The 24,344-nt window shown below is 41.3% G+C and carries 23 protein-coding genes; 11 read left to right on the top strand and 12 right to left on the bottom strand.

Going from position 1 to position 24,344, the window contains the following annotated elements:
• Positions 1-30: 30 nt before the first annotated feature.
• Both aroE and J4N22_RS05340 read right to left on the bottom strand, forming a co-directional pair.
• The gene (aroE, locus tag J4N22_RS05345; RefSeq protein WP_207492663.1) at positions 31-777 is read right to left on the bottom strand and encodes a shikimate dehydrogenase; all 747 of its coding nucleotides are present in this window, start codon (positions 775-777) and stop codon (positions 31-33) included.
• A complete protein-coding gene (locus J4N22_RS05340) occupies positions 777-1,547 on the bottom strand; it encodes a phosphosulfolactate synthase (RefSeq protein WP_207492662.1) in 771 nt (256 codons plus the stop codon). The genes aroE and J4N22_RS05340 overlap by 1 nt, the downstream gene beginning before the upstream one ends.
• Positions 1,548-1,686: 139 nt before the next feature.
• Here J4N22_RS05340 and J4N22_RS05335 point away from each other — a divergent pair, with 139 nt between their 5' ends.
• The 5 genes from J4N22_RS05335 (at position 1,687) to hisS (ending at position 5,867) form a co-directional block, all read left to right on the top strand.
• The gene (locus J4N22_RS05335; protein ID WP_207492661.1) at positions 1,687-2,211 is read left to right on the top strand and encodes a peroxiredoxin family protein; all 525 of its coding nucleotides are present in this window, start codon (positions 1,687-1,689) and stop codon (positions 2,209-2,211) included.
• Positions 2,212-2,387: 176 nt separating this feature from the next.
• Complete coding sequence (gene mdh / locus J4N22_RS05330) at positions 2,388-3,317, top strand: malate dehydrogenase (RefSeq protein ID WP_207492660.1); 930 nt, start codon at positions 2,388-2,390, stop codon at positions 3,315-3,317.
• A gap of 117 nt (positions 3,318-3,434) precedes the next feature.
• Positions 3,435-3,860: an SRPBCC family protein gene (locus tag J4N22_RS05325; protein ID WP_207492659.1), complete on the top strand. Its 426-nt coding sequence runs from the start codon at positions 3,435-3,437 to the stop codon at positions 3,858-3,860.
• A 103-nt stretch (positions 3,861-3,963) separates the two neighbouring features.
• The gene (locus tag J4N22_RS05320; RefSeq protein ID WP_242692063.1) at positions 3,964-4,497 is read left to right on the top strand and encodes a low molecular weight protein-tyrosine-phosphatase; all 534 of its coding nucleotides are present in this window, start codon (positions 3,964-3,966) and stop codon (positions 4,495-4,497) included.
• Between the two features lie 8 nt (positions 4,498-4,505).
• Entirely contained in the window at positions 4,506-5,867 is a 1,362-nt protein-coding gene (hisS, locus tag J4N22_RS05315) for a histidine--tRNA ligase (RefSeq protein WP_242692062.1), read from the top strand.
• An 11-nt stretch (positions 5,868-5,878) separates the two neighbouring features.
• Here hisS and J4N22_RS05310 read toward each other — a convergent pair whose 3' ends face one another.
• The 3 genes from J4N22_RS05310 to accB form a co-directional block, all read right to left on the bottom strand.
• A complete protein-coding gene (locus J4N22_RS05310) occupies positions 5,879-7,288 on the bottom strand; it encodes a DUF418 domain-containing protein (RefSeq protein WP_207492657.1) in 1,410 nt (469 codons plus the stop codon).
• 192 nt (positions 7,289-7,480) lie between these two features.
• Positions 7,481-8,818: an acetyl-CoA carboxylase biotin carboxylase subunit gene (accC, locus tag J4N22_RS05305; protein WP_207492656.1), complete on the bottom strand. Its 1,338-nt coding sequence runs from the start codon at positions 8,816-8,818 to the stop codon at positions 7,481-7,483.
• Positions 8,819-8,959: 141 nt separating this feature from the next.
• On the bottom strand, positions 8,960-9,445 hold the full coding sequence (accB, locus tag J4N22_RS05300) for an acetyl-CoA carboxylase biotin carboxyl carrier protein (protein WP_207492655.1): 486 nt from the start codon (positions 9,443-9,445) through the stop codon (positions 8,960-8,962).
• 670 nt (positions 9,446-10,115) lie between these two features.
• Between accB and J4N22_RS20070 the strand changes: the two genes are divergently transcribed.
• A complete protein-coding gene (locus tag J4N22_RS20070) occupies positions 10,116-10,247 on the top strand; it encodes a hypothetical protein (protein WP_255551660.1) in 132 nt (43 codons plus the stop codon).
• Positions 10,248-10,441: 194 nt separating this feature from the next.
• On the opposite strand, the gene efp is transcribed toward J4N22_RS20070, so the two are convergent.
• Positions 10,442-11,008, bottom strand: coding sequence for an elongation factor P (gene efp / locus J4N22_RS05295; protein ID WP_207492654.1), 567 nt, complete (start codon positions 11,006-11,008; stop codon positions 10,442-10,444).
• Positions 11,009-11,109: 101 nt separating this feature from the next.
• The gene (locus J4N22_RS05290) at positions 11,110-12,531 is read right to left on the bottom strand and encodes a tetratricopeptide repeat protein (RefSeq protein WP_207492653.1); all 1,422 of its coding nucleotides are present in this window, start codon (positions 12,529-12,531) and stop codon (positions 11,110-11,112) included.
• 138 nt (positions 12,532-12,669) lie between these two features.
• Between J4N22_RS05290 and J4N22_RS05285 the strand changes: the two genes are divergently transcribed.
• Positions 12,670-13,023 carry a hypothetical protein gene (locus tag J4N22_RS05285; RefSeq protein ID WP_207492652.1) on the top strand — a complete coding sequence of 118 codons (354 nt, stop codon included), beginning with the start codon at positions 12,670-12,672 and terminating at the stop codon, positions 13,021-13,023.
• Between the two features lie 151 nt (positions 13,024-13,174).
• Here the strand turns inward: J4N22_RS05285 and J4N22_RS05280 are convergent, their stop codons facing one another.
• A complete protein-coding gene (locus J4N22_RS05280; protein WP_207492651.1) occupies positions 13,175-13,825 on the bottom strand; it encodes a hypothetical protein in 651 nt (216 codons plus the stop codon).
• 77 nt (positions 13,826-13,902) lie between these two features.
• A complete protein-coding gene (gene yidC, locus J4N22_RS05275) occupies positions 13,903-15,762 on the bottom strand; it encodes a membrane protein insertase YidC (RefSeq protein ID WP_207492650.1) in 1,860 nt (619 codons plus the stop codon).
• Between the two features lie 211 nt (positions 15,763-15,973).
• Here yidC and J4N22_RS05270 point away from each other — a divergent pair, with 211 nt between their 5' ends.
• Positions 15,974-17,170: a DUF4407 domain-containing protein gene (locus J4N22_RS05270; protein WP_207492649.1), complete on the top strand. Its 1,197-nt coding sequence runs from the start codon at positions 15,974-15,976 to the stop codon at positions 17,168-17,170.
• Between the two features lie 77 nt (positions 17,171-17,247).
• Here the strand turns inward: J4N22_RS05270 and J4N22_RS05265 are convergent, their stop codons facing one another.
• Complete coding sequence (locus J4N22_RS05265; RefSeq protein WP_207492648.1) at positions 17,248-18,897, bottom strand: CTP synthase; 1,650 nt, start codon at positions 18,895-18,897, stop codon at positions 17,248-17,250.
• 299 nt (positions 18,898-19,196) lie between these two features.
• Here J4N22_RS05265 and J4N22_RS05260 point away from each other — a divergent pair, with 299 nt between their 5' ends.
• On the top strand, positions 19,197-20,075 hold the full coding sequence (locus J4N22_RS05260; RefSeq protein WP_207492647.1) for a dienelactone hydrolase family protein: 879 nt from the start codon (positions 19,197-19,199) through the stop codon (positions 20,073-20,075).
• 139 nt (positions 20,076-20,214) lie between these two features.
• Here the strand turns inward: J4N22_RS05260 and J4N22_RS05255 are convergent, their stop codons facing one another.
• Positions 20,215-20,952, bottom strand: a complete 738-nt coding sequence (locus J4N22_RS05255; protein WP_207492646.1) for a PAS domain-containing protein — start codon at positions 20,950-20,952, stop codon at positions 20,215-20,217.
• Positions 20,953-21,053: 101 nt separating this feature from the next.
• On the opposite strand from J4N22_RS05255, the gene J4N22_RS05250 reads away from it, so the two are divergent.
• Together J4N22_RS05250 and J4N22_RS05245 are read left to right on the top strand one after the other, a co-directional pair.
• On the top strand, positions 21,054-21,773 hold the full coding sequence (locus tag J4N22_RS05250; RefSeq protein WP_207492645.1) for a hypothetical protein: 720 nt from the start codon (positions 21,054-21,056) through the stop codon (positions 21,771-21,773).
• A 19-nt stretch (positions 21,774-21,792) separates the two neighbouring features.
• Positions 21,793-22,560 (top strand): DUF481 domain-containing protein, encoded by a 768-nt coding sequence (locus J4N22_RS05245; RefSeq protein WP_207492644.1) that lies wholly within the window; start codon positions 21,793-21,795, stop codon positions 22,558-22,560.
• A gap of 89 nt (positions 22,561-22,649) precedes the next feature.
• Here J4N22_RS05245 and J4N22_RS05240 read toward each other — a convergent pair whose 3' ends face one another.
• Positions 22,650-24,140 (bottom strand): baeRF7 domain-containing protein, encoded by a 1,491-nt coding sequence (locus J4N22_RS05240; protein WP_207492643.1) that lies wholly within the window; start codon positions 24,138-24,140, stop codon positions 22,650-22,652.
• Positions 24,141-24,344: the final 204 nt, after the last annotated feature.

Genomic DNA, 24,344 nt, shown 5'->3' with positions numbered 1-24,344 from the left:
CTACATGCTTTATATATCTTCTTTAGTTACTTATTTCGTTTCATCATTCCATATTTTCCAACTTTCCTCTGCCTGTAAGTGCAGCATCTCTTCTCCATTTTTTACAATAGCTCCTTGTTGCCTTGCCTGCTTTAGAAACAAAGTTTCTGCAGGATTATACAACAGATCGTAAAAGTAATGTTGGTTGGTGATGTACTTATAAGGCAAAGGCGGACACTCACCAATATTGGGAAACTGTCCCGCTGGTGTAGTATTGATGACCAGTTTGTAAATGCTCATCCAACTTTCATTTACATCAGAATAGTTTATGCAGTTTGCCTTGCCCACTTTGTTGCGGCTTACAAATACATAGCTGATGTTTAGTTGCTTTAGTACATACTCCACAGCCTGCGCCGCTCCACCTGTACCTAGTATCAATGCTTTATTGTGGTGAGGCTGCAGATGCGGGATCAAACTTTTCTGAAACCCGATGATGTCTGTATTGTAGCCAAACAACTTACCATCTTTTATCTTGATGCAATTACATGCTACCGTTTGCTTTACTGCATCATTACCTTCCGTTAAAAAACGAATGACCTTTTTCTTGTATGGTATGGTAACATTTAAACCAACAATGCCGGGATTATCTGCCAGAAGTTGTTTTAGATCTTCAATATTGGCTAGTGGAAATGCTTCGTACACGGCATCAGTAATTCCTTCACGCTGAAATTTATCTGCAAAAAAAGCAGGTGAAAAACTATGTGATAATGGAAATCCTATGAGGCCGAATCTTCGCACTATGCATTTTCTTTTGTAAGGTATAAATGGAAGGTGTCGCCACGTAAGCCAATACGCATTGCCTCTAAAGGAATAACTTCTGAAGGTGCAATATTTCCAAGATTTACGTTGCAGCCAATCAATTCAAGGAAGTATAGCTGCTGTGCTTTTTGTGGCGCTTCCCAAATGATCTTTTCTTCCGGTATCTGTGTCAGTATTTCCTGTACCAGTCCCTCACGCACCTCACCCGATCCGCGATATATACCCACATTACCTGCTTCACGTGCTTCAGCAATCACATACGATGATCCTGCCTCCAGTTCAGCACGCATAAGTTCTATCCACTTATACGGAGGAATGATATGAGCAGCATCTTTACTACCAACTTCACTTAGTACAGTTCCGTGTTTGGTAAGTTTTTCAATATAGCCACACTTTTCTGCATGCGGTATAGTGATAGAACCATCACTTACTTCCATATGGTGAATGTTGTAATCCTTCACCATTGCTATGTATTCTTCAAACTGGTTGCGAATAAGAAAAGCTTCAAATAAAGTTCCGCCAAAATAAACCGGAAGCCCTGCCTGCTGGTATACTTCAATCTTCTCTCTTAAATTAGGTGTAACGAAAGCAGTACCAAATCCAAGTTTTACAATATCGATATGTGGTCCACCAACGCTTATCAGGTTCTTAGCTTCGTTTATGCTCAACCCTTTATCCATCACCATGGTTAATCCACGATCTCTTGGCTTAGCTTCTCTTTGCGGTATTTGGGTTAGATTGAAATTCATCAAAATAATAGTTTTAGTATAAGTGGCGCAAAAGTAGTGATACGCCGCGAAACTACTTTTTTCTTATCGGCAAACACTGATAACAATCAGGCCGGCTTACTTTTACATGCATATGCATCACATCATAAAATGTAGCCGAATGAGGATAACGATGATTTTACTTTTACTTGCTTGCAGTTTCATAGGATATGGACAATCTGATTCTTTGCATAATCATCGTGCAAAAGCCAATACTGATACTATTCCTCCTTACCTCCGCATACCTTACCTGCCTACTTTCAGCATTCAAACACCCGACAGCAGTTGGTTTAGCAAAAGCCAGTTGCAAGAAAACAAACCTGTATTGCTGTTATACTTCAGCCCCGACTGCGGCCATTGCATGATAGAGACAGAAGAGATGATCGGAAAAATGAACAGCCTGAAAAACCTGCAGATCGTAATGGCTACCAGCAGGGAGTTTGATGAAATGAAAAAGTTTGCTGACCATTATAAACTGGAACGTTTTAGAAATGTAAGGATCGGCCGCGATGCACAACGCACCATAACACGTTTCTATAGGGTAAAGTTCACACCCTTTTCTGCGCTGTACGATAAGAAAGGAAACTTTTTGAAAGCTTACGAAAAAGGTATTGATTGGGAGGAGTTGCTTCGATTGGTAAAGTGAGCAAGGAGTTGATAAGTTGAAAGGTTGATAGGTTAATAGGTATTACTTATCAACTTATCACTTATCAACTTGTCGACTAATCAACTAAACCCTGCTCAACTTCCCATCCTATTTAAAAATGCCTTCCCCTACATTTGCACAAATTTATTTTCTTCAATTATAAACCTTTCATTACAATGAAAATTACAGTAGTAGGTGCTGGCGCAGTAGGCGCAACCTGTGCGGATAACATTGCGCGCAAAGAACTGGCTGAAGAATTAGTGATACTTGACATCAAAGAAGGTCTGGCAGAAGGTAAAGCGCTTGATCTTACTCAAACCGCTGCGCTGCTTGGTTTTGACACCCGCATCACCGGTAGTACCAACGACTATTCTAAAACTGCAGGAAGTGATGTAGTAGTTATCACTTCGGGTATTCCTCGTAAACCAGGTATGACCCGCGAAGAGCTGATTGGTACCAATGCTTCTATTGTGAAAGGTGTGACTGAAAATATTTTGAAGCATTCCCCGGAGGCTATCATCATTGTTATTTCTAACCCAATGGATACTATGACCATGCTTGCATTGCAAAGCAGTGGTTTGCCTAAGCACCGCATCATCGGTATGGGTGGTATTCTTGATAGTGCTCGTTTTAAATGCTACCTGAGCCAGGCGCTTAACTGCAGCCCTAACGATCTGAATGCTGTGGTTATTGGCGGACATGGTGATACAACTATGATCCCTCTTATCCGCTATGCTACATGGAACAGCGTTCCGGTAAGCCAGTTCCTGAGCGAGGAGCAACAACAAAAAGTAGTAAGCGATACTATGGTTGGTGGCGCTACTCTTACTAAACTTATTGGAACAAGTGCATGGTATGCACCAGGTGCTGCCGGAGCTGCATTGGTAGAAAGCATTGTTCGCGATGAGAAACGTTTGTTTGCCTGCTGCGTAAGCCTGGAAGGTGAATATGGTCAGAATGATATTTGCCTGGGCGTGCCGGTTGTAATTGGCCGCAACGGATGGGAAAAGATCGTGGATTACAAACTGAATGAACAAGAGCAGGAAGCATTCAATAAAAGTGCAGATGCAGTAAGAAGCATGAACGATGTGTTGAAGACACTTTAATTCATTTCGTATAGTTAACAAGCCCCAATTGATTTTCATTTGGGGCTTTTTTAATGCAATGAGATTTATATCTTTTAACAGCGTATCATATCAATTGATCCTTCAAACAAAAACTACATGCTTCCACCATTCGTAATAGAACAAGTTGTTGATGCACCTGCTTCCCGTATATGGCAAGCCCTTACTGATAAAGCACAAATGAAGCAGTGGTATTTTGAAGTAGATGAATTTAAACCGGAAGCAGGTTTTCATTTCACCTTTACCGGTGGAGACGAACAACAAACATTTCTTCATTTATGCACCATAATTGAAGTGGTGGATAAGCAGAAGCTGCGTCATAGCTGGCAGTACGAAGGACAAGAGGAGCAGACATATGTAACATGGGAACTTTATGAAGAAGGTGATAAAACACGTGTGAAGCTAACACATGAAGGACTGGAGCTGATTGCTCATCATGGGCCAGCGTTTGCCACCAATAACTTCCACGAAGGCTGGAAATATATATTGGGTACAGCATTAAAAAACCATGTAGAGAATAAGTAAACGCTGCTACATCCTCAACCGGGTTAATATAGCATCTACAGCACAAGTGTGCGACGCAACTAATGCTGATCATAGATCAAATGCTGGTTACCTAAAACTTCTAATGCACATCAGCAGGCTCGCCATCACCAGCGGCTACTCTATCCTCCTTATCTTTGCGCCCATGAAAATTTTGATGGTTTGCCTTGGCAATATTTGCCGCAGTCCTTTGGCAGAGGGTGTTTTGAGGCACAAGGTTTTGCAGGCAGGTTTGCAATGGACGATCGATAGCGCAGGCACTTCAGGACATCAGCCCGGCTGCCCTCCACACAAGCTTTCGCAGAAGATAGCGAAGATCAACGGTTTTGATATCTGCGACCAGGTATGCAGGCAACTGGAGCCAAATGACATTGACCGCTTCGAAAAAATATACGTGATGGACCGCGAAAATCTTCGTGAGGCTAAACGCATCTTTGGCAGCAAATGGGATCCATCAAAAGTGGATATGCTGATGAATGAAGTTTACCAGGGAAAGAACATGGAAGTTCCCGACCCGTGGTATGGCGGCGAAGAAGGCTACCACGAGGTTTACGCCATGATCAACAAAGCATGCGATGCCATCATTTCCAAGTACACAATCTTATCTCACATCTCATAACTCATAATTTGAAACCGGGATTACCACAAGGAACGAGGGATTTTTCTGCTGACGTAGTACGCAAGCGTAAATATATTTTCGACACCATCAGGAATGTGTTTGAGCTCTATGGCTTCCAACCTCTTGAAACACCAGCGATGGAAAACCTGGACACGCTGATGGGAAAGTATGGCGAAGAGGGCGACAAGCTGATCTTTAAAATACTGAACAACGGCTTGGACAATGCAGCCAAACACGAACAGGTGAAGGCTGATTTTGAAAAAGTGTTGCAGGGCAAAAGCATCAAAGGCATTACAGAAAGAGCGCTGCGTTATGATCTTACTATTCCTTTTGCACGTTATGTAGCGATGAACCACGGGCAGCTTACACTGCCGTTTAAGCGATACCAGATACAACCGGTATGGCGCGCTGATAGGCCTCAAAAAGGGCGCTACCGCGAATTTTACCAATGCGATGCAGATGTGGTAGGCAGTAATAGCCTGGTGAACGAGGTGGAACTTACCAGTATTTACAGCCAGGTGTTTTCCCAGCTGGGTATTGATGTGGAAATACGCATCAACAACCGGAAGATACTGGCAGCACTTGCCGAGGTATGTGGTGGTGCTGAAAAGATGATGGACATTACCATAGCCATTGACAAGCTTGATAAAATAGGTATTGAAAAAGTAAAGGAAGAACTAGTTCAGCGGGGTCTGAATGAAGAACAGGTGAAGGTGATAGAACAATACCTGCTGATAGAAGGAAACGACAATGCAGAGCGCCTGGCGAAACTGCAAGCACTCATTGGTGGAACACAGCTTGGGCAGAAAGGAATAGAAGAATTACAGTTCCTGCTGGGTTGGCTGCCAAACAATACACAGCTGGTTACCGACTTTACGTTGGCTCGTGGGCTGAATTACTATACTGGTACAATCTTCGAAATACAGGCCAAAGGCGTGCAGATGGGTAGCATTGGTGGCGGCGGCCGATATGATGATCTTACAGGCTTGTTTGGTGTACCTAATGTACCCGGTGTAGGAATCAGCTTTGGCGTAGACAGGATCTATGATGTGATGGAGGAGCTGCAGCTGTTCCCGGCAGCTGTTCAGTCAGGCACGCAGGTGTTGTTTTTTAACCTGGGTCGAAACGAAAGCAGGAAAGCCTTTGAACTGATGCAGCAACTTCGCGGCAAAGGCATACGTTGCGAGCTCTACCACGAGCAGTCGAAGTTTGATAAGCAATTTAAATATGCCGATAAAAAAGGCATAACCTACGCTGTAATGATTGGCAGCAAGGAATTAGAAGACGGAACGGCTGTTGTGAAAAACCTGGCAAAAGGAGAACAGCAAACCGTACCGCTTAATGAATTAGTAGAAATGAGCTGGCAATAAGAAAGAGCACCCTACACCGGGTGCTCTTCTGTTTTAGCTTTGTTTACAATGATTGATGGAGCTTCTGTGATAGCCGGCAGATCTTTTCGCATAGGCTGCCTTCTCCAGTAGGTCAGGCTCCTCCAGGCCCACTCAAAAGGGCCGAACCTAAAGTAGTTCAACCAAATATTGCTGAAAGCTATTTGGAAAACCCACACACCTGCTACAACCAGGTAAAGTTGATAACGCTCAAACTCGCCAAACCAGCGTAAGCCATGACCGTAGAAAATGAATGTGCAAATGAGGCTTTGCATCAGGTAATTTGAAAAAGCCATTTGTCCCACTTTTGAAAGTACCCTTAGCAACCAGCTTGCTACCTGCTTCTTATACAACAGCATCACCGTTCCAATGTGACCAAAGCAGAGAAATATCCTTTTGAACTGGTAAAGATCAACTGGAAGTTTCTCGAATATCAGCACCTGGTTGAAACGCAGGTCTACTGCTGTACGGTTGAGATAATATGCCAGTGATAGACCGCAGCCATATCCGATCAACAGCATCAAAGCGTAAGCACGTGTAGAACGCTTACCAGTTAATACGCCCATTTTATATAAAGCCATTCCCAGGAACAAGAATATCATGATGTCGTAGAAGATCATGTTATAAAACTTACTGCTCTCAAACTTCATATTCAGTGGCTTGAGGTGCGACATGATGCTGAAGTAGCCTTTTTGCATTTCCGCCTTTTCCTTTTCCACTTCCTTCCGTAGGTTATCAATGTTCATCTTTTCCTGCCTTTGCTCCCATTCTCCTTTGGCCGCGGCCAGCTCTTCACTTACCTTTTTGTTTTGTTTTTCAAATTGAATTGCTTGTTCAGCCTGCTGCTTCGTCTCTAGTAGCGCTACCCTCTCAAGCGTTCTCCTGGTGGTAGCTATGGTTAAGAAAAGCAAACTATATAACAGGAGATGTTTAGCACGCAGGTTTCTGAAGGGAAACAGGAACAAGCCGCAGAGCGCATAGCCATAGAGAATATCGCCGGGCCACAAGAAAATAAATGCATTGACTACGCCAAAAAGCATCAGCCATATCAGCCTCCTGTAGTAAAAATCAGCGGGATTAAGTCCATCCTTCTTTTGCTCAAGCCGTGAAATCATTAATATAGCACCGGCTCCAAACAAGATAGAGAACAAACCACGCATGGTACCTTCAAAACCAGTGGTAACGATCCACCATGTATGGTAATTAGGACCTGAATATTCGCCACGTATATCCAGGTTTTCCGCCAGCTGGTGGGGCATACCAAAATATGGGATATTCATTAGCAGGATGCCTAATAAAGCGATACCTCTTAATGTATCTATAATAGTGATACGTGATTTTTGTTCTATAGGAGCAGCCAAATCTGCAACCCCTGGTGCATCGGCAGCGAAGTCTTTGGTCATAACCGGACGTTTTGGTGAAGAAGAAACAAAGGCAACAACTAAAGATAAAATACATATTAAAAAAAGAAGAATATCTACTCTCAAACTTTTGCTTTCATCTAAAAAGATCATGAATGTTTCTTCAAATGCTTCCAGGACAAATATAAAACCCACGCCTTTTGGGCATGGGTTACTTCTATTATAAAAGCTTTGTTACTGAAGCTTAAAGGTGTCAAGGAACTTGGTAGTGAAATTACCTTTCCTGAAATCTTCGTTTTGCATAAGCTGAAGATGGAATGGTATAGTGGTTTTGATACCTTCTATAACATACTCGCTAAGTGCACGGTACATGGTATTGATAGCTTCTTCACGAGTTTGTGCAACCGCAATCAATTTACCAATCATACTATCGTAAAAAGGAGGAATAACATAGCCTGCGTAAACATGGCTATCAACACGCACTCCGTGTCCGCCTGGTTGGTTCAATACAGTAATTCTGCCAGGACTAGGACGAAAGTCATTGTATGGATCTTCGGCATTTATTCTACATTCGATAGCATGCATTTGCGGTTCATAATTTCTACCTGTCAAACGCTCACCACCCGCTATTTTGATTTGTTCCTTGATTAGGTCATAGTTGATCACCTCTTCGGTTACGCAATGCTCCACCTGTATACGTGTGTTCATTTCCATGAAGTAGAAATTGCGGTGCTTGTCCACCAGGAACTCAATTGTACCAACACTCTCGTAGTTGATAGCTGAAGCAGCTTTGATGGCAGCTTCACCCATTGCATGACGCAGTTCTGGTGTCATAAAAGGTGAAGGACTTTCTTCAACCAGTTTCTGATGACGACGCTGAATGGAACAATCACGTTCGCTAAGGTGACACACGTTTCCATACTGGTCGCCTGCTACCTGTATCTCTATATGCCTTGGCTCTTCCACGAATTTCTCCATGTAGATGCCATCATTCTTAAATGATGCACCAGCTTCGGTACGGGCAGTAGTGTAAGCTTTCTCTAATTCACTCTCTTCATTTACCACACGCATACCTTTACCACCACCACCGGCAGTAGCTTTCAGTATCACCGGGTATCCTATTTCTTTGGCTAATGCCTTAGCCTCTTCTACTGTCTCAAGCAAACCTTCTCCACCAGGTACCACAGGTACTCCGGCTTTTATCATGGTTTCTTTGGCAGTTATCTTGTCTCCCATCTTGCTGATCATATCAGGAGTAGGTCCTATAAACTTGATCCCGTGGTCGGCACATATCTGAGAGAACTTTGCATTTTCTGCAAGGAAACCATAACCTGGGTGAATGGCATCTGCGTTAGTAATCTCCGCCGCAGCCATTATATGAGGAATGTTTAAATAAGACTCGCTGCTTTGAGGTTTGCCAATGCAAACAGCTTCATCGGCAAATTTTACATGAAGACTATCCTTATCTGCTGTTGAATAAACAGCAACTGTTTTTATACCCATTTCGCGACAGGTGCGAATAACACGCAGTGCTATTTCACCCCTGTTTGCTATCAATATTTTTTTGAACATATGACAATTATTGGCTGATGGTTTAAGGGATAAAAGAACCACCAGTACTTATTCATGAAATTATTCTTGCCCGCTATTGTTACTACACATTGATAATTGTTGTAGGCAAAAGCTCCACTGGAACTTTTGAACTACCACTTCTTATGCAGGTTCAACCAGGAACAAAGGCTGGTCGTACTCTACAGGGCTTGCATCATCTACAAGCACCTTTACAATAGTTCCTTTCACTTCACTTTCGATTTCATTGAAAAGTTTCATTGCTTCAATGATGCATACAGTTTTACCTGGAGCTACTTCGTCACCTACGTTTACAAACGAAGGTTTATCTGGTGATGCACTACGGTAAAAAGTCCCGATCATCGGGCTGCGGATGGCAATTAAATTGTCAGAAGATTTTGAAGCAGCAGGTTGTTCTTGTGCAGTATTAGAAACCTGTGCTGGTGCAGCTGCCTGTTGTGCAACTGGATACTGAGCCATTGCTGGTGCGGGAACAGAAGCACTATACACTGGCACTGCATCTTCTTTTTGCCTGATAGTGATTTTGAAATCTTTTTCTTCTATTGTTAACTCGCCAATGTTGCTCTTGTTAATGATCTTGATTAACTCCTGGATTTGTTTGAAGTCCATACAATCGGATTTTGGTTTGATTGATTGTAAATGAGGTTTTTATAAAGAAACGGGCGGCAAAATAGCCAAAAATCCCATAAAAGATAGGAAATCTGAAAAACTTGTGCCAGTTGAACGTACAGGAAGGACTTATAAATCAACATATGAGGCATGAATGACCTGGCAGCTATGTAAAGAGGAGTATCTAAGAGAAAGGAAGACGCAGAAAATCTATGGATGAACTAGCTTTTCAGCATCCCTAAAATGATTACGAACAGGAAAATGATTACAAGCTTCAAGAAATCGGTTATAGCACTTTTTAGTTTACCATAACGGTTTGTTTTCCTGTAGGAGTAGCCTTGGGTGGAGATGTAGTTCATGATGGGATGTTTATAAATAGGTAAATAATTGAAACAACCTTAACTAGTACTTTTTTATAATAAGTAAGGATAACGGCGCAGGTTCGGCATTATTGTATAGTTGAAAATTTATTTTACTTCAATAACTGTCTCTACTACTTCCAGTTCTTTATCATCGCCTATATCTACAGCCGCCACTACTTGGTATACTCCTTTGGGTAAACTTGCCATTGAGGTTGTATGGAACTATCCGTTTAGCCCCTGGGAAGATTGGTAATTGCACATCACCAGGCTTGTAAACTAACCCTGGTTGTACATTGGTGAAGCTGACCATGGCTTTGCACGTCAGCATTGCTTCACCAGAATTTCCAACCACAAATTGGTACGACCCGGCCTTATTAGGTATGGGCGAAAATGATATAGCCTTTGCAGAAGCCTTCGTAGCGGATGAAGGATTGAAGTAGATATGTTGCTACTCTTGAAAATGTTTCTTCTTGCTTTGTGCCTGCTTGGTGTTATGGAATTCCATTTCATTTACAGGTTCAAGAAATAGCATCGTCCATCGTGGTTTATCCCCAAGAGAAGATGAAGTTTTTATGTATGGGCACAAATAAAGGCAGCCGGAAGACTACCTCATATATAAATCTATTTAAAAAGATTATTCTTTCACACGCTCTACGTATTCACCAGATTTAGTGTTGATCCTGATCAGTTCACCTTCATTTACAAACAAAGGCACCATTACAGTAGCACCACTTTCTACAGTAGCTGGTTTTAAAGTCCTTGTAGCTGTATCACCTTTCACGCCTGGCTCGCTGTAAGTAACCTGCATAACGATCTTATCAGGTAGTTCTACGCTCATAGGCTGCTCAGATTCTGTATTAATTGCTACTGAAACCTCCTGGCCATCTTTCAAAAACTGCGGAGCATCGATCATACTTTCAGGAAGAGAAAGTTGCTCAAAAGTTTCATTATCCATGAAGTTGTAGCCACTTTCATCTTTGTATAAAAACTGGAAAGGTTTCTTTTCAACACGAACAGGATAAATATTATCTCCACTGTTCCAGGTGTGTTCAATTGTGCGGTTATTATCTACACCTTTAAGTTTAGCCCAAACTTTAGCAGCAGCACGTGCTGTTTTATTTTGTCCAAATTCTATTACTGAATACAAGCTGTTATCCAGCTTTAAGATCATACCACGGCTGATATCTGCAGTTGTTGCCATAAAAGATTATATTTTAAAATCAAATTTTGAGAGGCGCAAAAGTAGTTATTGCAGTTTAATATACCATACGAAGTTGTAATAGCTGGTATTTGGCACTAAAACTAGATCTTCTTACCCTTTTTATAACGCGCAATTACATCTACCACCTGCGGGTTCTGAAGTATTGCCGGCTGAAGATCTATAAACCTTTTCAGTTGCCTTGGAGAAACCTGCATCGCCTTTTCAAGTTGTAATAATCCTTCCTTTGATCTGCGAAGTGCAAACAAGCACCCACTGAGATAGTATATGAATAAGGTCTTTCCTTCTGTTACTTTCAAGGCAGCTTCGCTTTGTTCTAAAGCTTCTTCATAAAATTCTGCTTTAAACAAACAACGAATCAATGCCTCCCAACCGGCCACACTTTTAGGCCTTGACCTTACCACATTCCCGAAATATTGAATAGCATCTTTGTACTGCTCCAACTGCATCTGGCACTCGCCCATTGCAAGATTATATTCAGGTAGCATTCTGTGGATGCGCATTGCACTTTCCAACTGTTTGATGGCGCTCTCCCACTGCTCTTCATTTATGTAAGTAAGAGCCATTTTATAGTAAAGCTTGCTATCATCGGGATTAAGATGCGAAGCTTTCCTATAATTGAACCTGGCTTGGGCAAAGTTTCCAATTTTATGATAGCAATGTCCAATGGCTTCATAGATCACATCCTCAGGTCTGCTTAGCTCAAGCACTTTCTCCAGTGCTTCTATGGCGTCTTTGAACTTGCGCAGACGCAGGTAAGCATCGCCCATGTTACGATAGGCGTAATCAAACTTTTCATCAATGGTTACAGCGTACAGGTATGCATCAATGGCTTTTTCATAAAGCTTCAGCCCTTGGTAAGCTGCTCCGAGATTAAACCACGCCAACTCGTTGTATGGAAAATCCTGGATGATATTCAGGTGGAGCCGGATGCTTTCTTCATTTCTTCCGGTGAAATCAGTCCAAAAGCAGATTTTATATAAAGCCTCTTCATTGGTGGGTTCTTCTTCTAAAATCAGTTTAAGACAATCAAAAACTTTATCAAATTCCTCGTAATCATCGTAAACGTCAGCCAGTTCAAAAAGCAGCTCGATTCTTTCGTCTCCTTCAAACTGCAGAAGTGCTGCTTCCAATAGTTCTACCGCATTTTGCTGCTGATCAAGAGCGAGGTAAGCATCTGTTTTTAAGATAAAAAGATTGATGTCGCTGCTGTCGAATAGTTCGGCGCGTTCCAGTATTTCTAAAGCATCCCAGTATTTGCGCCCTGCTAGCAAGAGGTCAGCTTTTTTGATCATTAAAACAGATGAGTATGGAAACTGCTCTATCCCAAGATCTGCGGCTTCCATAGCTTTGGCGAGTTCGTCTTTGTCATCATAGTAATCTATTATTCGTTCAAAAGCATCTTCTTCTAAAAATGAATGCTGGCGACCAGTCTTCAAATTCTCAAACTGCATCAGCAGTTCACGCAACTCTTCCCTGTCTTCTCTGTATGAATTTTCGCTCATGTTACATCTGTATTAATGAAAGTTAAGCTTGTACCAAAATAAAACCAACTTCTGATGTAACTTTTTAATTAAATCTGCGTTATGTACTTAGTAAAAAAAGTTGTTAAATATAATTTTATCACTTAATTTTGTATTGAGATGAATAAGAGAACTACTTTAAAAGCAATAACATTCACCGTAGCACTGGCACTTGTAAGTGTTACTCACATTGCTTTGGGTTCTTTTACCGGTTCTTCTGAAGGCAGGGCTAAACAATTTTCTTTAAAAGACTTCAATAAGAGCTTTTACAAAACAAATGCTGTTCAGTTTTCTCTTCGCAGCTTCGAGTTCAAAGGTTCCCAGGTTCTTAACAAGAAGAAAGAAAATGATGGTTCCACTACCGTTTCTTCTATTATGAGGTTTGAAAAAGGTAACACTACTTATATCTACCCTTATAAGCACAAGATTTCGGTACCTAAGTTTGCTACACCAACTCCTCCTACTATCAGGTAATAATATCTTGATCAAAATATAAATCATCTTCCAATCGGAAGATTTTTTTTTGCCTATACCTTTCCATCACTAGCTAGCTTTCCACGTATTCTGTACTAAAAAAGGCAACCTGAATTTCAGATTGCCTTCAACATCTATTGTTTATTGATGATTATAGTATTCTATACCCGCTCCTCGGAATATCAAAAAGTGCAACCGGAACAGGTGTTAATGTTATTCTTGTAGCAGTATACTTCACCCTTGTCTTTCCATCTTCAGATTGAGCCTCATATTCTAAAGCAAAACCTGGGAGGTCCTGGAACTGGTACTCGAAAGAACGATTAGATGGAATGATAGATGGTGCATAGAACACATTGTACTGTGATCCATCTTTCAACCGTGCCACAATTTTCTTGCACTCATACCCAAGGATAGTTTTTGTTTCCTCTGTATTAATAAAGGTGATCCCTTCATATTTCCTATTTTGCTCAGTCCGCTTACGCGCATCGATATAGGTAAGGTATTTTGTATTCCCTAATTCCCTTAATACCACTGTTGTATCAGATTTGCTATCATGCAGGAATACTTGTTTGAAAGAAGGTGTAACAAGATCTGTTCTAACTTTTGAACCTTTAATAAAGAGGTTTTTGACTGCCCCATTCATTGCCTTCACAGTATTCGCGTCAGCATTGGCATCTTCTATAGAAAGTTCGTAAACTACAGAAACCTCAGAGATAACTTTTGGTGATTGAGCCTGAGCGAAAACAGAGAATCCAGGCACTAAAAGCGTCACAAATAAGTTTTTCAAAATTGCCTTATACATCAGGAATAATTTGGTTCAATAATAACGAAAAAGCCTGTGCTATTGACACAGGCTTCGTTAAAGTAATTGATCTACAACTATTTTTTATCTGAAGATCGTTGTTTCAGTTCCTGGAGTTTCTTTTGCGACTCTACCATCCCCTCGTACTTCTGCTGCCATTTAGACTTCACCTTCGGCTTTTTACGTGTCTCTTCGATCTTAGCCAATATCTTATCATGATTGATGATATAGTTCTGGATAATGAACTGAAGGATCAAGGTAATAACGTTTGATACGGTATAGTACCAGGTAAGTGCCGATGGCAGCCTGTTGAATACAAACAACAGGATGAAAGGGAAAATATATGGCATGTACTTCATCACCGGGTTGTTTTGGTCCGGTGTCATGCTCATATTGTAAAACGAGATAAGGAAACTGGTAATAACAGCCGTAAGCGTAAATAAGCTTACGTGATCGCCGTAACCCCAGATATAAATAGGCAACTTTAGTATTACATCATAAGATGAAAGATCATCTGCCCACAAGAAGTTTGCACCTCTCAATGATATTTCGGCATTGAAGAAGCTATACAAGGCAAAGAAGATAGGTATCTGGAGCAAAGCAGGTATACAACCACCAAGCGGGTTAACACCGGCTTCTCTAAACAACTTCATTTGCTCCATTGCAAAGCCTTGCTGATCTTCACCAAACTTCTTCTTCAGAACATCCAGCTCCGGACGTAGCACCTTCATTTTAGCACCACTTAGGTAACTGCTATAGGTTAATGGAGATGTAACCAAGCGAATAAAAATGGTCAACAGGGCAATCACCCAACCATAGTTGGTAATGAAGCTTGCAAAGAAGTTGAACACCGGCATAATGATGTACCTGTTGATGTATTTCACAAAAGAGAAAACACCAGAGCCAAGGTCCACAATACTTTCCATTTCCATTCCATATTGCTTAAGAACCTGGTAATCATTAGGACCATAATATATCTGAAAAGGGATATTGGCAGAGGCTGAAGCAGGAAGTTGGATGCGCATATTCGCAATGGCCTTACCTACAACATCTGTTGAGTCTTCATCTCCAGGAACAGTAATGCTTACTTCACCTGAATTGAAATTTCCTTTTGCTACAAGAGTAGTATTGAAGAACTGCTGCTTTATAGACAGCCATTTCACCGGTTTATTAAAAGTTTCACTGGCACCAGTAGCTGCATTTGTAAAATCATAATCATCATCGGTAAAGTAGCAAAGGCGGGATTGCGTTCTCTCGTAACGAACATCGCGCTGGTGCTGCGCAGTAAGCACTTGCCAATTCAGGTTAAGTGTGTTTTGCGTTAGTAACCTGTCAGATCCCTGCAACTGTACGTTCCAGTCAATCATGTAGTTATTAGGACGAACTACATACTGATGTGCAATAGACTGGCCTTCAGCCGAAGGCAGCAGGAATGTTACAACCGTACTTCCATCAGGTGATTTAGATATAGTACCCGGGTTGAAGAAAAGATTGGTTGTAGAAGAAGATTGGTTAGCAGTAGTATTTATATTATAAGAGATATGGTCGAAATCTGTTCCTGCCAGTATAACATTGGTACTATCAGCTGATTGAAATTTCTTTAGCTCTACACTTTTAGGTTGTCCGCCCTTATTGGTAAAAACTATCTTGATCAGTTCATTTTCTACAGTCAACAGTTGCTCTGTTCCATTTGCTGCAGAATGAAAAGAACCAGCGGCAGCCACATTCTGCATTGAATCTCTTCTAGTAGAATCCACACGTGCGGTAGCCGGGTCAACAACAGGAAGCTGCTTAGCTTTTACCTGTGCAATTGAGTCTTCAACACGTCTTTGTTCCTTTAAAAGCTCTTGTTGCTGTTGGCTGGAAAACCAGAAGTACCCGAAAAAGAGAATTCCTAATAACACGAATCCAATGACCGTATTCTTATCAGTCTGCATATCAGTTTCAAAAATTAGTCGGCAAAGGTAGGGATTTGAGGGTTAGCATACCCGCATCAAGGTTTTCTTAACGCCAGCAGCGGCAGGTGCAGCCGTTAAATAAGTGGTAAAGGCAAATCAGCAGTGTCTTTCACCTGATAATGTTGTTACTTTAGTTACTGTACAGTAGATCTCCCCGCTTCAACCACCATTTTCAATTCAATCTTTTTGTATGCGTGAAAGTATCACTTCACTTTCGCAGAGGGAGCATTATGCTCCATCGGCGTGGGATAAATTCCTGTGGTGGCTAAGTACAGCCGAGAAAGAACTGTTGACAGATTGCGTGGTAGACAGGAACCGTTACCGGATAATAGGTACCACAGTATTGGCTACATGGGCTTTTGCTACCCTTGCATGGACCTACTTCTGGTCCACGATCACAACTAATCTTGTTGCAGTTATTGCTTTAGGCCTGTTCATGGGGTTTATTATTTTAACCATTGACAGGGCGCTGATCAAAGGCATCAACAAGTTCAACAAAACAAAAGCGGCTCCACTTATTCTTCGATCCATTCTTGCCATTACACTTGGAACATTCATGGCGCAACCTGCTGTTTTGTACATGTTTGATAAAGAGATACAACTGCAGGCTTCATTGGACAATGAAAAACGAAAACGTACTAAACAATCAGAACTCGATTCTCTTTACAAACCACAACAAGCTGTTTTGCAGGCCAACAAAGATGTTTACACGCAACAACTTGATAAGAAGTATAATGAAGTGACCACGGCACGCCAGGCATTTGTACAAGAAATTGATGGAACCGGCGGCAGTGGAAAAGTAGGCATTCACAACATAGCCAGGGCTAAAAAAATGGAGTATGAGAAGCTGGATGAGGAATACAGGAAGCTGGTAACTGAAACTCAACCAAAGATCAATGAACTTGATAGTTCACTTGCTTCTATTGATGCCATTGTAAAAAAGGAAAATGACACATTTACAAGCTTGCTAAATAATGGTTTTCTTACCCGAATAGAAGCTTTGAACAATCTTGTAAAAAGTAATACTGCCTTACAGTGGCGCTACATCCTGATTGTGGTTATACTGATGCTGATAGAACTGATGCCAGTACTGGCAAAGACGCTTCTTCCTTCAGGTACATATGATGAGAAGGTGCGACTACGCGAAGAGATGGAAAAAGAGATTGCCACTACCAACCAACTGAAAGAAAAAGACCTGAAAGAACTGTATAACCAACTGGCAAAAGAAAATGATGAGAACTTCCTTCGTCACTTTTTTGAAACATCAAGGCCTGAAAGGGAAGAACAGTTGAAAGAAAGACTGAAGAATTGGACGTCAACTACACAAAGTTTTGATGGTTTTTGGGAAAGCATGAAGAAAGACATCATGACAAAGCAGGAATCATAGAAATAGATTCATCCTATAAAACAACAGCGGCTGTTTCTAAATTGAAACAGCCGCTGCTTTATTAGGTAACAATACAACTAGATCATCTCGCTATGCAAAAGCGGGTTCCTGATTGAAGTACGTTTTTCATTATACCTTTTGGTTGCGGCTACAAAATGCACAAACAAAGGAGCCGGGCTTTCTACAGAACTTTTTAGTTCAGGATGGTATTGCGCGCCAATGAAAAATGGATGCGATGGAATCTCCATGATCTCCACCAAACCTGTATCTGGATTGGTTCCACTGGCTATCATCCCCTCCTGCTGGTATTGCTGCAGGTAATCATTATTAAACTCAAAACGATGACGATGTCTTTCGCTGATCTCGGTGGTTCCATAGATCTTATGAGCAAGTGAACCTTCTTTTAACACACAAGGATATGCACCTAAACGCATAGTGCCGCCTTTCAACGTAATCTTCTTTTGCTCCTCCATCATGTTGATTACAGGATGCGGTGTATGCTCATCCATTTCTGTGCTATGGGCATTTTCAAGCCCCAGTACATTTCGTCCGAATTCTATTACAGCCATTTGCATTCCCAAACATATACCGAAGAAAGGCAAGCCGTTTTCACGCGCATATTTCACAGCTGTTATCTTTCCTTCTATACCACGATGTCCAAAGCCTGGTGCCACTAAAAGACCATCTAAACCATCCAGTTTTTCTGAAACATTTTCATCAGTAATGAACTCACTGTGCACGTTTACCACCTGCACCTTGCATTCATTAATTGCCCCTGCATGAATGAAACTTTCAAGTATTGACTTGTATGCATCCTGCAGCTCAATGTATTTACCAATAAGACCAATAGTAACCTTGCTCTTAGGGTACTTCAGCTTATCCAGGAAGCCTTTCCATTTCTCCAGGTCTGGCTCGTTGAAGTTGGTAATATTTAAACGCTTCAAGCAAATAAGATCCAGCTTTTCGCGCATCATCATTAAAGGCACTTCGTATATGGTAGAAGCATCGGCAGCTTCAATAACAGCTTCTTGTTTTACATTACAAAACAGTGCGAGTTTCCGCTTGATATCATTGGTAAGTGGCTCTTCAGCACGACACACCAATATATCAGGATGAACACCATTTTCACTCATCAGCTTTACGCTGTGCTGTGTTGGTTTTGTCTTCAGTTCTTTTGCTGCTTTCAAATAAGGTATCAGCGTAAGATGTACTACCAGGCAATCTTCTTCGGGCAGTTCCCACTGTAGCTGGCGTACTGCCTCTATGAATGGAAGACTTTCAATATCTCCCACTGTACCACCAATTTCAGTAAGCACTACATCGTATTTATCATCCTTACCCAACAGTAGCATCCTTCTTTTTATTTCATCGGTAATGTGCGGTATCACCTGCACTGTCTTACCGAGATATGCTCCTTCACGTTCTTTATTAATAACTGTTTGGTATATGCGACCGGTAGTTACGTTATTTGCCTGTGTGGTGTGAATATTCAGGAACCTTTCATAATGCCCCAGGTCAAGATCTGTTTCAGCTCCATCTTCCGTTACATAACACTCGCCATGTTCATATGGATTTAGCGTACCCGGATCTACATTTATATAAGGATCAAACTTTTGAATAGTTGCCCGTAAACCACGCGCCTGCAGGAGTTTTGCCAGAGACGCTGCTATGATACCTTTTCCTAAACTACTTGTAACACCACCTGTAACAAAAATGAACTTTGCCATTGTTTCAATATAAGAATTTATCAATAAGTGTAAAAGCCAACAATGGAACTGCTCCACCAGTTGGTAGCTATGCCATCCATGGCATAGAAATTCTCCAATGCAAGAAGCAGCAGAGTTCGAAAATCCAGTAAAATAATAGATGAGTTTCCGCTCATCACCCTAAACTGAATGACCTGCGGAGAAGAAAAAAATCTCAGAGGTCGTACAAACCTACAGCAATTTTAGGTGGCAAAAAAAATTGGATTTAAATATTAACCATGTGGACATGGTATGTGTTAATTTCAAACAAACTATACATAATGAGAAATTTTTTAATCCTTGTATTTTCTTCATTTGTTATGGCAGCCATCATGAGTGCTGCTTTCACAAAACAATCTGCCGAGCCACTCACACCCGAATGTTATACCAGTTGTTTCATTAGCGATGTAAGAGAGTATTCAAAAATGGAAGCACGCACTATGGATTTTGCTATGCTGCATGACGAGCCTTTGCCATTTGAGTTGGAAGACAAGAAAGGCAAGATGATAGATTTTAAAACCCCTGATGGCAACAAGGCAATGGCTTACGAGATAAAAGGGAAAAAGAAAAGCAAGAACTACCTATTAGTAATACAGGAATGGTGGGGATTGAATGATTATATAAAGCAGGAAAGTGATAAGCTGGCAGGTGACCTGGATGATGTGACCATACTGGCTTTGGACATGTACGATGGCAAGGTAGCTACAACCAGGGACAGTGCTATGAAGTACATGTCGGGCGTGAACAACGAGCGATTAGAAAATATAATAAAGGGAGCCATAGCCTATGCAGGAAAAGATGCAAAGATATTCACCATAGGCTGGTGCTTTGGTGGCATGTGGAGTTTACAAGCTGGCATAATTGCTGGCAACCAGGGTGCAGGAACTATTATGTACTATGGCCGTCCAGAAACCAATCTTGAGAAACTACAAAAACTACAAACTGATGTGATCGGTTTCTTTGGCAACAAAGACAGGAGCCCATCACCTGAAATGGTGGATGCATTTATAGAAAATATGAAGAAGGTGGATAAGAAGCTGACGGTTCATCGCTATGATGCGGGCCATGGTTTTGCTAATCCATCTAATCCAAATTTTGATAAAGAAGCCACGAAAGATTCTTATGAGAAAACACTGGCTTTCATAAAAGCAAGACTTTGATCTGAAACATTGTTACAAAAAGGAGTGGCATCTTACCACTCCTTTTTTATTTATATTCTTAAACCATCCTTGGTATCAAGCAGGTTATTGAGATAATATTTCAGTTCACAAGCTTCCCTGTTTTATCAGCTATAGATGATCAGGTTAATTCTTTTACAACCAATAACAATCTCGTAGATGGATCGTCTTCGCCTTGCATGATCTTGGTAACAATTCGCAGACGGATGAACTCATCCTTGCCTTTGGCCATGATGTATTCTTTTTTCAGTCGCTTCTGCTCTATCAGTACATTTCGCAGGTCTTTTTTTATCTCCTCTTTTTGCCAAAACGGGTGAGCGATCTCTTGAACCTTACTACCTTCCGGCAAGTTTTCCTGTAGTCCAAAGATCCTGCGGAAAGCACCATTGCACTTAATGATACGAACACGAGAATCCAATATGAGAAGTCCACTCTGGACCGATTCAAATAAAGTATCCAGCACATCACTGCTAGCAAGCAGGTAACGCTCCAGTTGCTTTTGCGCATGATTATTCTGAATGATCTTTACAATACAACTCCCCTCTTCTGTTTCAACCAATACTGCTTCACCAGTAACCCAAATAGGAGTTCCATCTTTATGAACAAGATAGTTTTCATCGCTGTGTGAACCAGACCTGTTAGTGATGTTTACTTCTATCTCCGGCCGCAGAAGTTTCTGGTCTTTCTCTATATACAAAATGCGAAAATGTTTTGATTGAAGATCTTCTGTTGTATAACCGTAGGCTTTGGTAAATGCCTCATTCACCTGCTCAATTATTCCATCTTTGGTCATCACCATCATACCGTTTTGTGCTGCGTTTTTAAAGATGCTGTCAAAAAAGCTGTTGGTATTGAACATGTTTTTCCTACATAGTTTACAATTTTCATTCCTGTCTAACAAGCTTAGTTCCAATTGAAGGCATACCGTTTGAATAGACTTACGTTTGCAAAAAACCATGCATGCATTCAAAGAATATCACCATTTCCACCATTAGCTGGGCACGAAACGAAGCCGAAGAAGAATTATTGACAAAAGCTTTGTATCAACTTTCTACTTTGGATATTCCTTTCGTTGTTACCGATGGTGGTTCTCCAAGATCTTTTGTGGATGATATAAGTCAATTGCCCAATGCTACAGTTCTAAGTGCTAAAGAAAAAGGGCTTTGGGCACAAGTGACAGAAAGCCTGCAACAGGCAGCGCAAAAACAACCGGATTTTGTATTGTATACAGAACCAGACAAACTTGACTTCTTTAAGCAACTTCCTCATATACTTCCAACATTAACCACTACAGAAAATACTGGTGTAGTAGTATTTGCAAGAACAGCTAAAGGCTTCTCTACTTTTCCTGCATTTCAACAAATGACGGAAACAACGATCAACAATTGTTGCGCTGAAGTAACCGGTAGAATTTGCGATCACACCTATGGACCTTTCCTTGTTCATCGAAGTGTACTGCCGCACTTGCTACAATCAAAAGAGGACCTTGGCTGGGGCTGGCGACCTTATTGTTTTGGTATAGCTGCAAGAATGGGTTTGGATATCCAGGTGCATGAAAATGATTTTGCCTGCCCGGAAGATCAAAGAGAAGATGACGCAACAGAAAGAATCTACCGCATGAAACAACTGGAACAGAATATACGTGGCATTGTACACTCTACAGTAGCTAAGCTTGATTGACATCAATTGCAAAAAGATCATGAAGCTGTTTTTTACCCTTTGCTTTAGCATGTTTCTTCTGCAGCAATCACATGCGCAGTTCTCTGACTCCGTCCACTACTTTACCAGCTTCGCATCTACAGGTATCAATAATAGAACAAATGATGGAACTTCATACGTGCTCACAAATGCAGCTAGCTTCAAGATCAATAAACAGAACTTTATTTTTAATAGCAATGCTAATTGGATATATGGCCTACAACAGCAAACGCTTACCAATAACGATGTAACGGCCGCTGTAGATTTCAATTGGTACAAGGGAGGGAACAAAAGATTTTATTACTGGGGTCTTGCAAATTATGACGCGAGTTATTCGCTCAATATCAACCACAGATCGCAAACGGGAGCAGGTGTAGCGTATAGTGTATTAGATGAAGACAATGCTTACCTGAACCTGAGTAACGGGATCTTGTTTGAATATGTAGACCTGGTGCTTCCGGATAGTATACGAGATGTATACAGCACATTCAGAAACTCGTTCAGGCTGCAGTTCAGGTTTAAGATAGGTGAACTGGTAACCTTCGATGGCGGCTCATTCTTGCAGAATTCATTGCAGTATAAAAATGATTTCATTGTCAGGTCAAATACCAACTTATCCTTTAAGCTAAAGAAGTGGCTCAGTCTTACAGCTGCCACCACCTATAATCATATCAGCCGCACCAGGCGAGAAAACCTGCTTTTTACTTTTGGCTTCAGGATCGAAAACTATTTTAGAAGCGTTAGATCTTTGGTGGATTTAGGTGATTAATAAGAACATGCAGCTACTCAACAAATCATAAATTAAAAGAGCGTAGTATCATAATAACACTACGCTCTTGTTTCATATGAACAAATAAACTAGTAACGTAATAAAGCGGCAACCATGCTATCCGCAGGCATATGCTCCTTATCCAGTACGTATACTTCACCACCTGTGGCCAGCGTTTTCATTACTGCATGATCCAGCAATTCTTCGCTATCTGCCTGCTGCGTTTCGTGCAGGGTGAGTTTATTATCCATTTCATCAAATGAACCCCAAACCTGGCAGCCTTTGCATACAAACAAGTGAGACACACGGCCATAATAAGTTGCAGGTATCACATCATCAATGATAGATGAAGTAAGCTCTGTAGCTGATTTATTTCCAAACATCTCCAGTGCCTTGTTTTGCTTCTGCATGAAGTAAGGCTCCATCAGTTCTTTTGCTTCCTGGTAAAGGGTTGCAGTGTCTTGCCTTTCCCTGTTTCCTGTAAGCCACTTATCCCAAACGTTGTGGTAATCGCACACGCTCTTGTATATAGGCAGCAGGTATTCTACACCAGCCAACACAAGTGGCGCATTTTCCTTATTGAATACTGATTTGAATAAGATATCATCTACATACTCAAAGTAAGTAGCAAGTATCTCTTTCTCATCAGGATTGCCACCACCATGACCATGGTACGATGCAGTTTCGGCTACTGGTGTAGCACGTTTACCAGCACTTCCCGTACGGTAAGTAGTAGCATCCAGGTCAGAAAGCCTTTTTACTTCACCTGCTTCACCTGGCACATCTACCGGCACAGGCTGTATACCAAATGCATCCGCCTTGAACAATTTCAACTGCGACTTAGTAACTACCAGTACGTAGAAGTACTCACTACGAGTAAGCACAGGCACTAACGGCGTTACGTAAAATGTTGGCTCAATCACAACTTGCTGTTCTGCAGCCACTGGCATCTTGATGTACTTAAAGAAACAATCTGCAATGAATAAAGCGAGGCCTGCAGTAAGGTTTCTCAGGAAGTTCTGGTCGTTGATTAGCTCGTAACCAGGCTTCAGTAAATTTTCAATTTTAGCACTGGTATGACCACGCTCCTTTAGCTGCTGCTCTACCGTATTTAGCAGGCTTTTAAAGTCTATCTTACTCATTTGTTCATTTCCTTCCACACCTGTACCATTGGTAGGTATGTAAATGGAAATGGTACAATCTGCTTTATAATTTGCAAGCTCAGCGAAGCGCTCCTTAGTCAATACTCCCGGAAGTTGCTCAATTACAACATCACTTCCCTCATCGGTAGCAGCGTTACCATTGTTGTTGGCATTGCCTCCGTTCCTTTCTCTTCCATTGTCGTCCGCTTTAGATGGATGCCTGTTAGGATGCCTCAGCGGCACATTACTAGCCAGAACATCTTCACCCTCAGTATACTTATCGGTCATGGCCAGGTATTCTTCCAATTTTTCAGGATCTGTAGGATGTAAACCTAATCCCTCTTCCTTATTTGCTCCTGATGGTTTACCCTTACCTGGATGAAATGTACCGTTGGTATCTTTTCCTTTTAAAGTTCTATCAGTTCTATCTTTCCCCATAACGATTGTTTTTGGAATGTGGGCAATACATATGCCACCCCCAAGTTGTGGCGCAGGTAAATAAGGCTGGCTTATTCTGTTGATGTTTCTCACAGATTCATCTGCCAATTGCTATCTACAGCAATAACTTCTTCATCTTGAAGCCAACGCGTTATTTCTTATAAAATAAAATCATTTACAACCAAAACAGGTTGCCCTAAATAG

It is taken from the genome of Aridibaculum aurantiacum (assembly GCF_017355875.1).
Taxonomy (GTDB): domain Bacteria; phylum Bacteroidota; class Bacteroidia; order Chitinophagales; family Chitinophagaceae; genus Segetibacter; species Segetibacter aurantiacus.
Note: the sequence above shows the minus strand (reverse complement) of the source record. Positions and strands in the feature narration are given on the sequence as shown.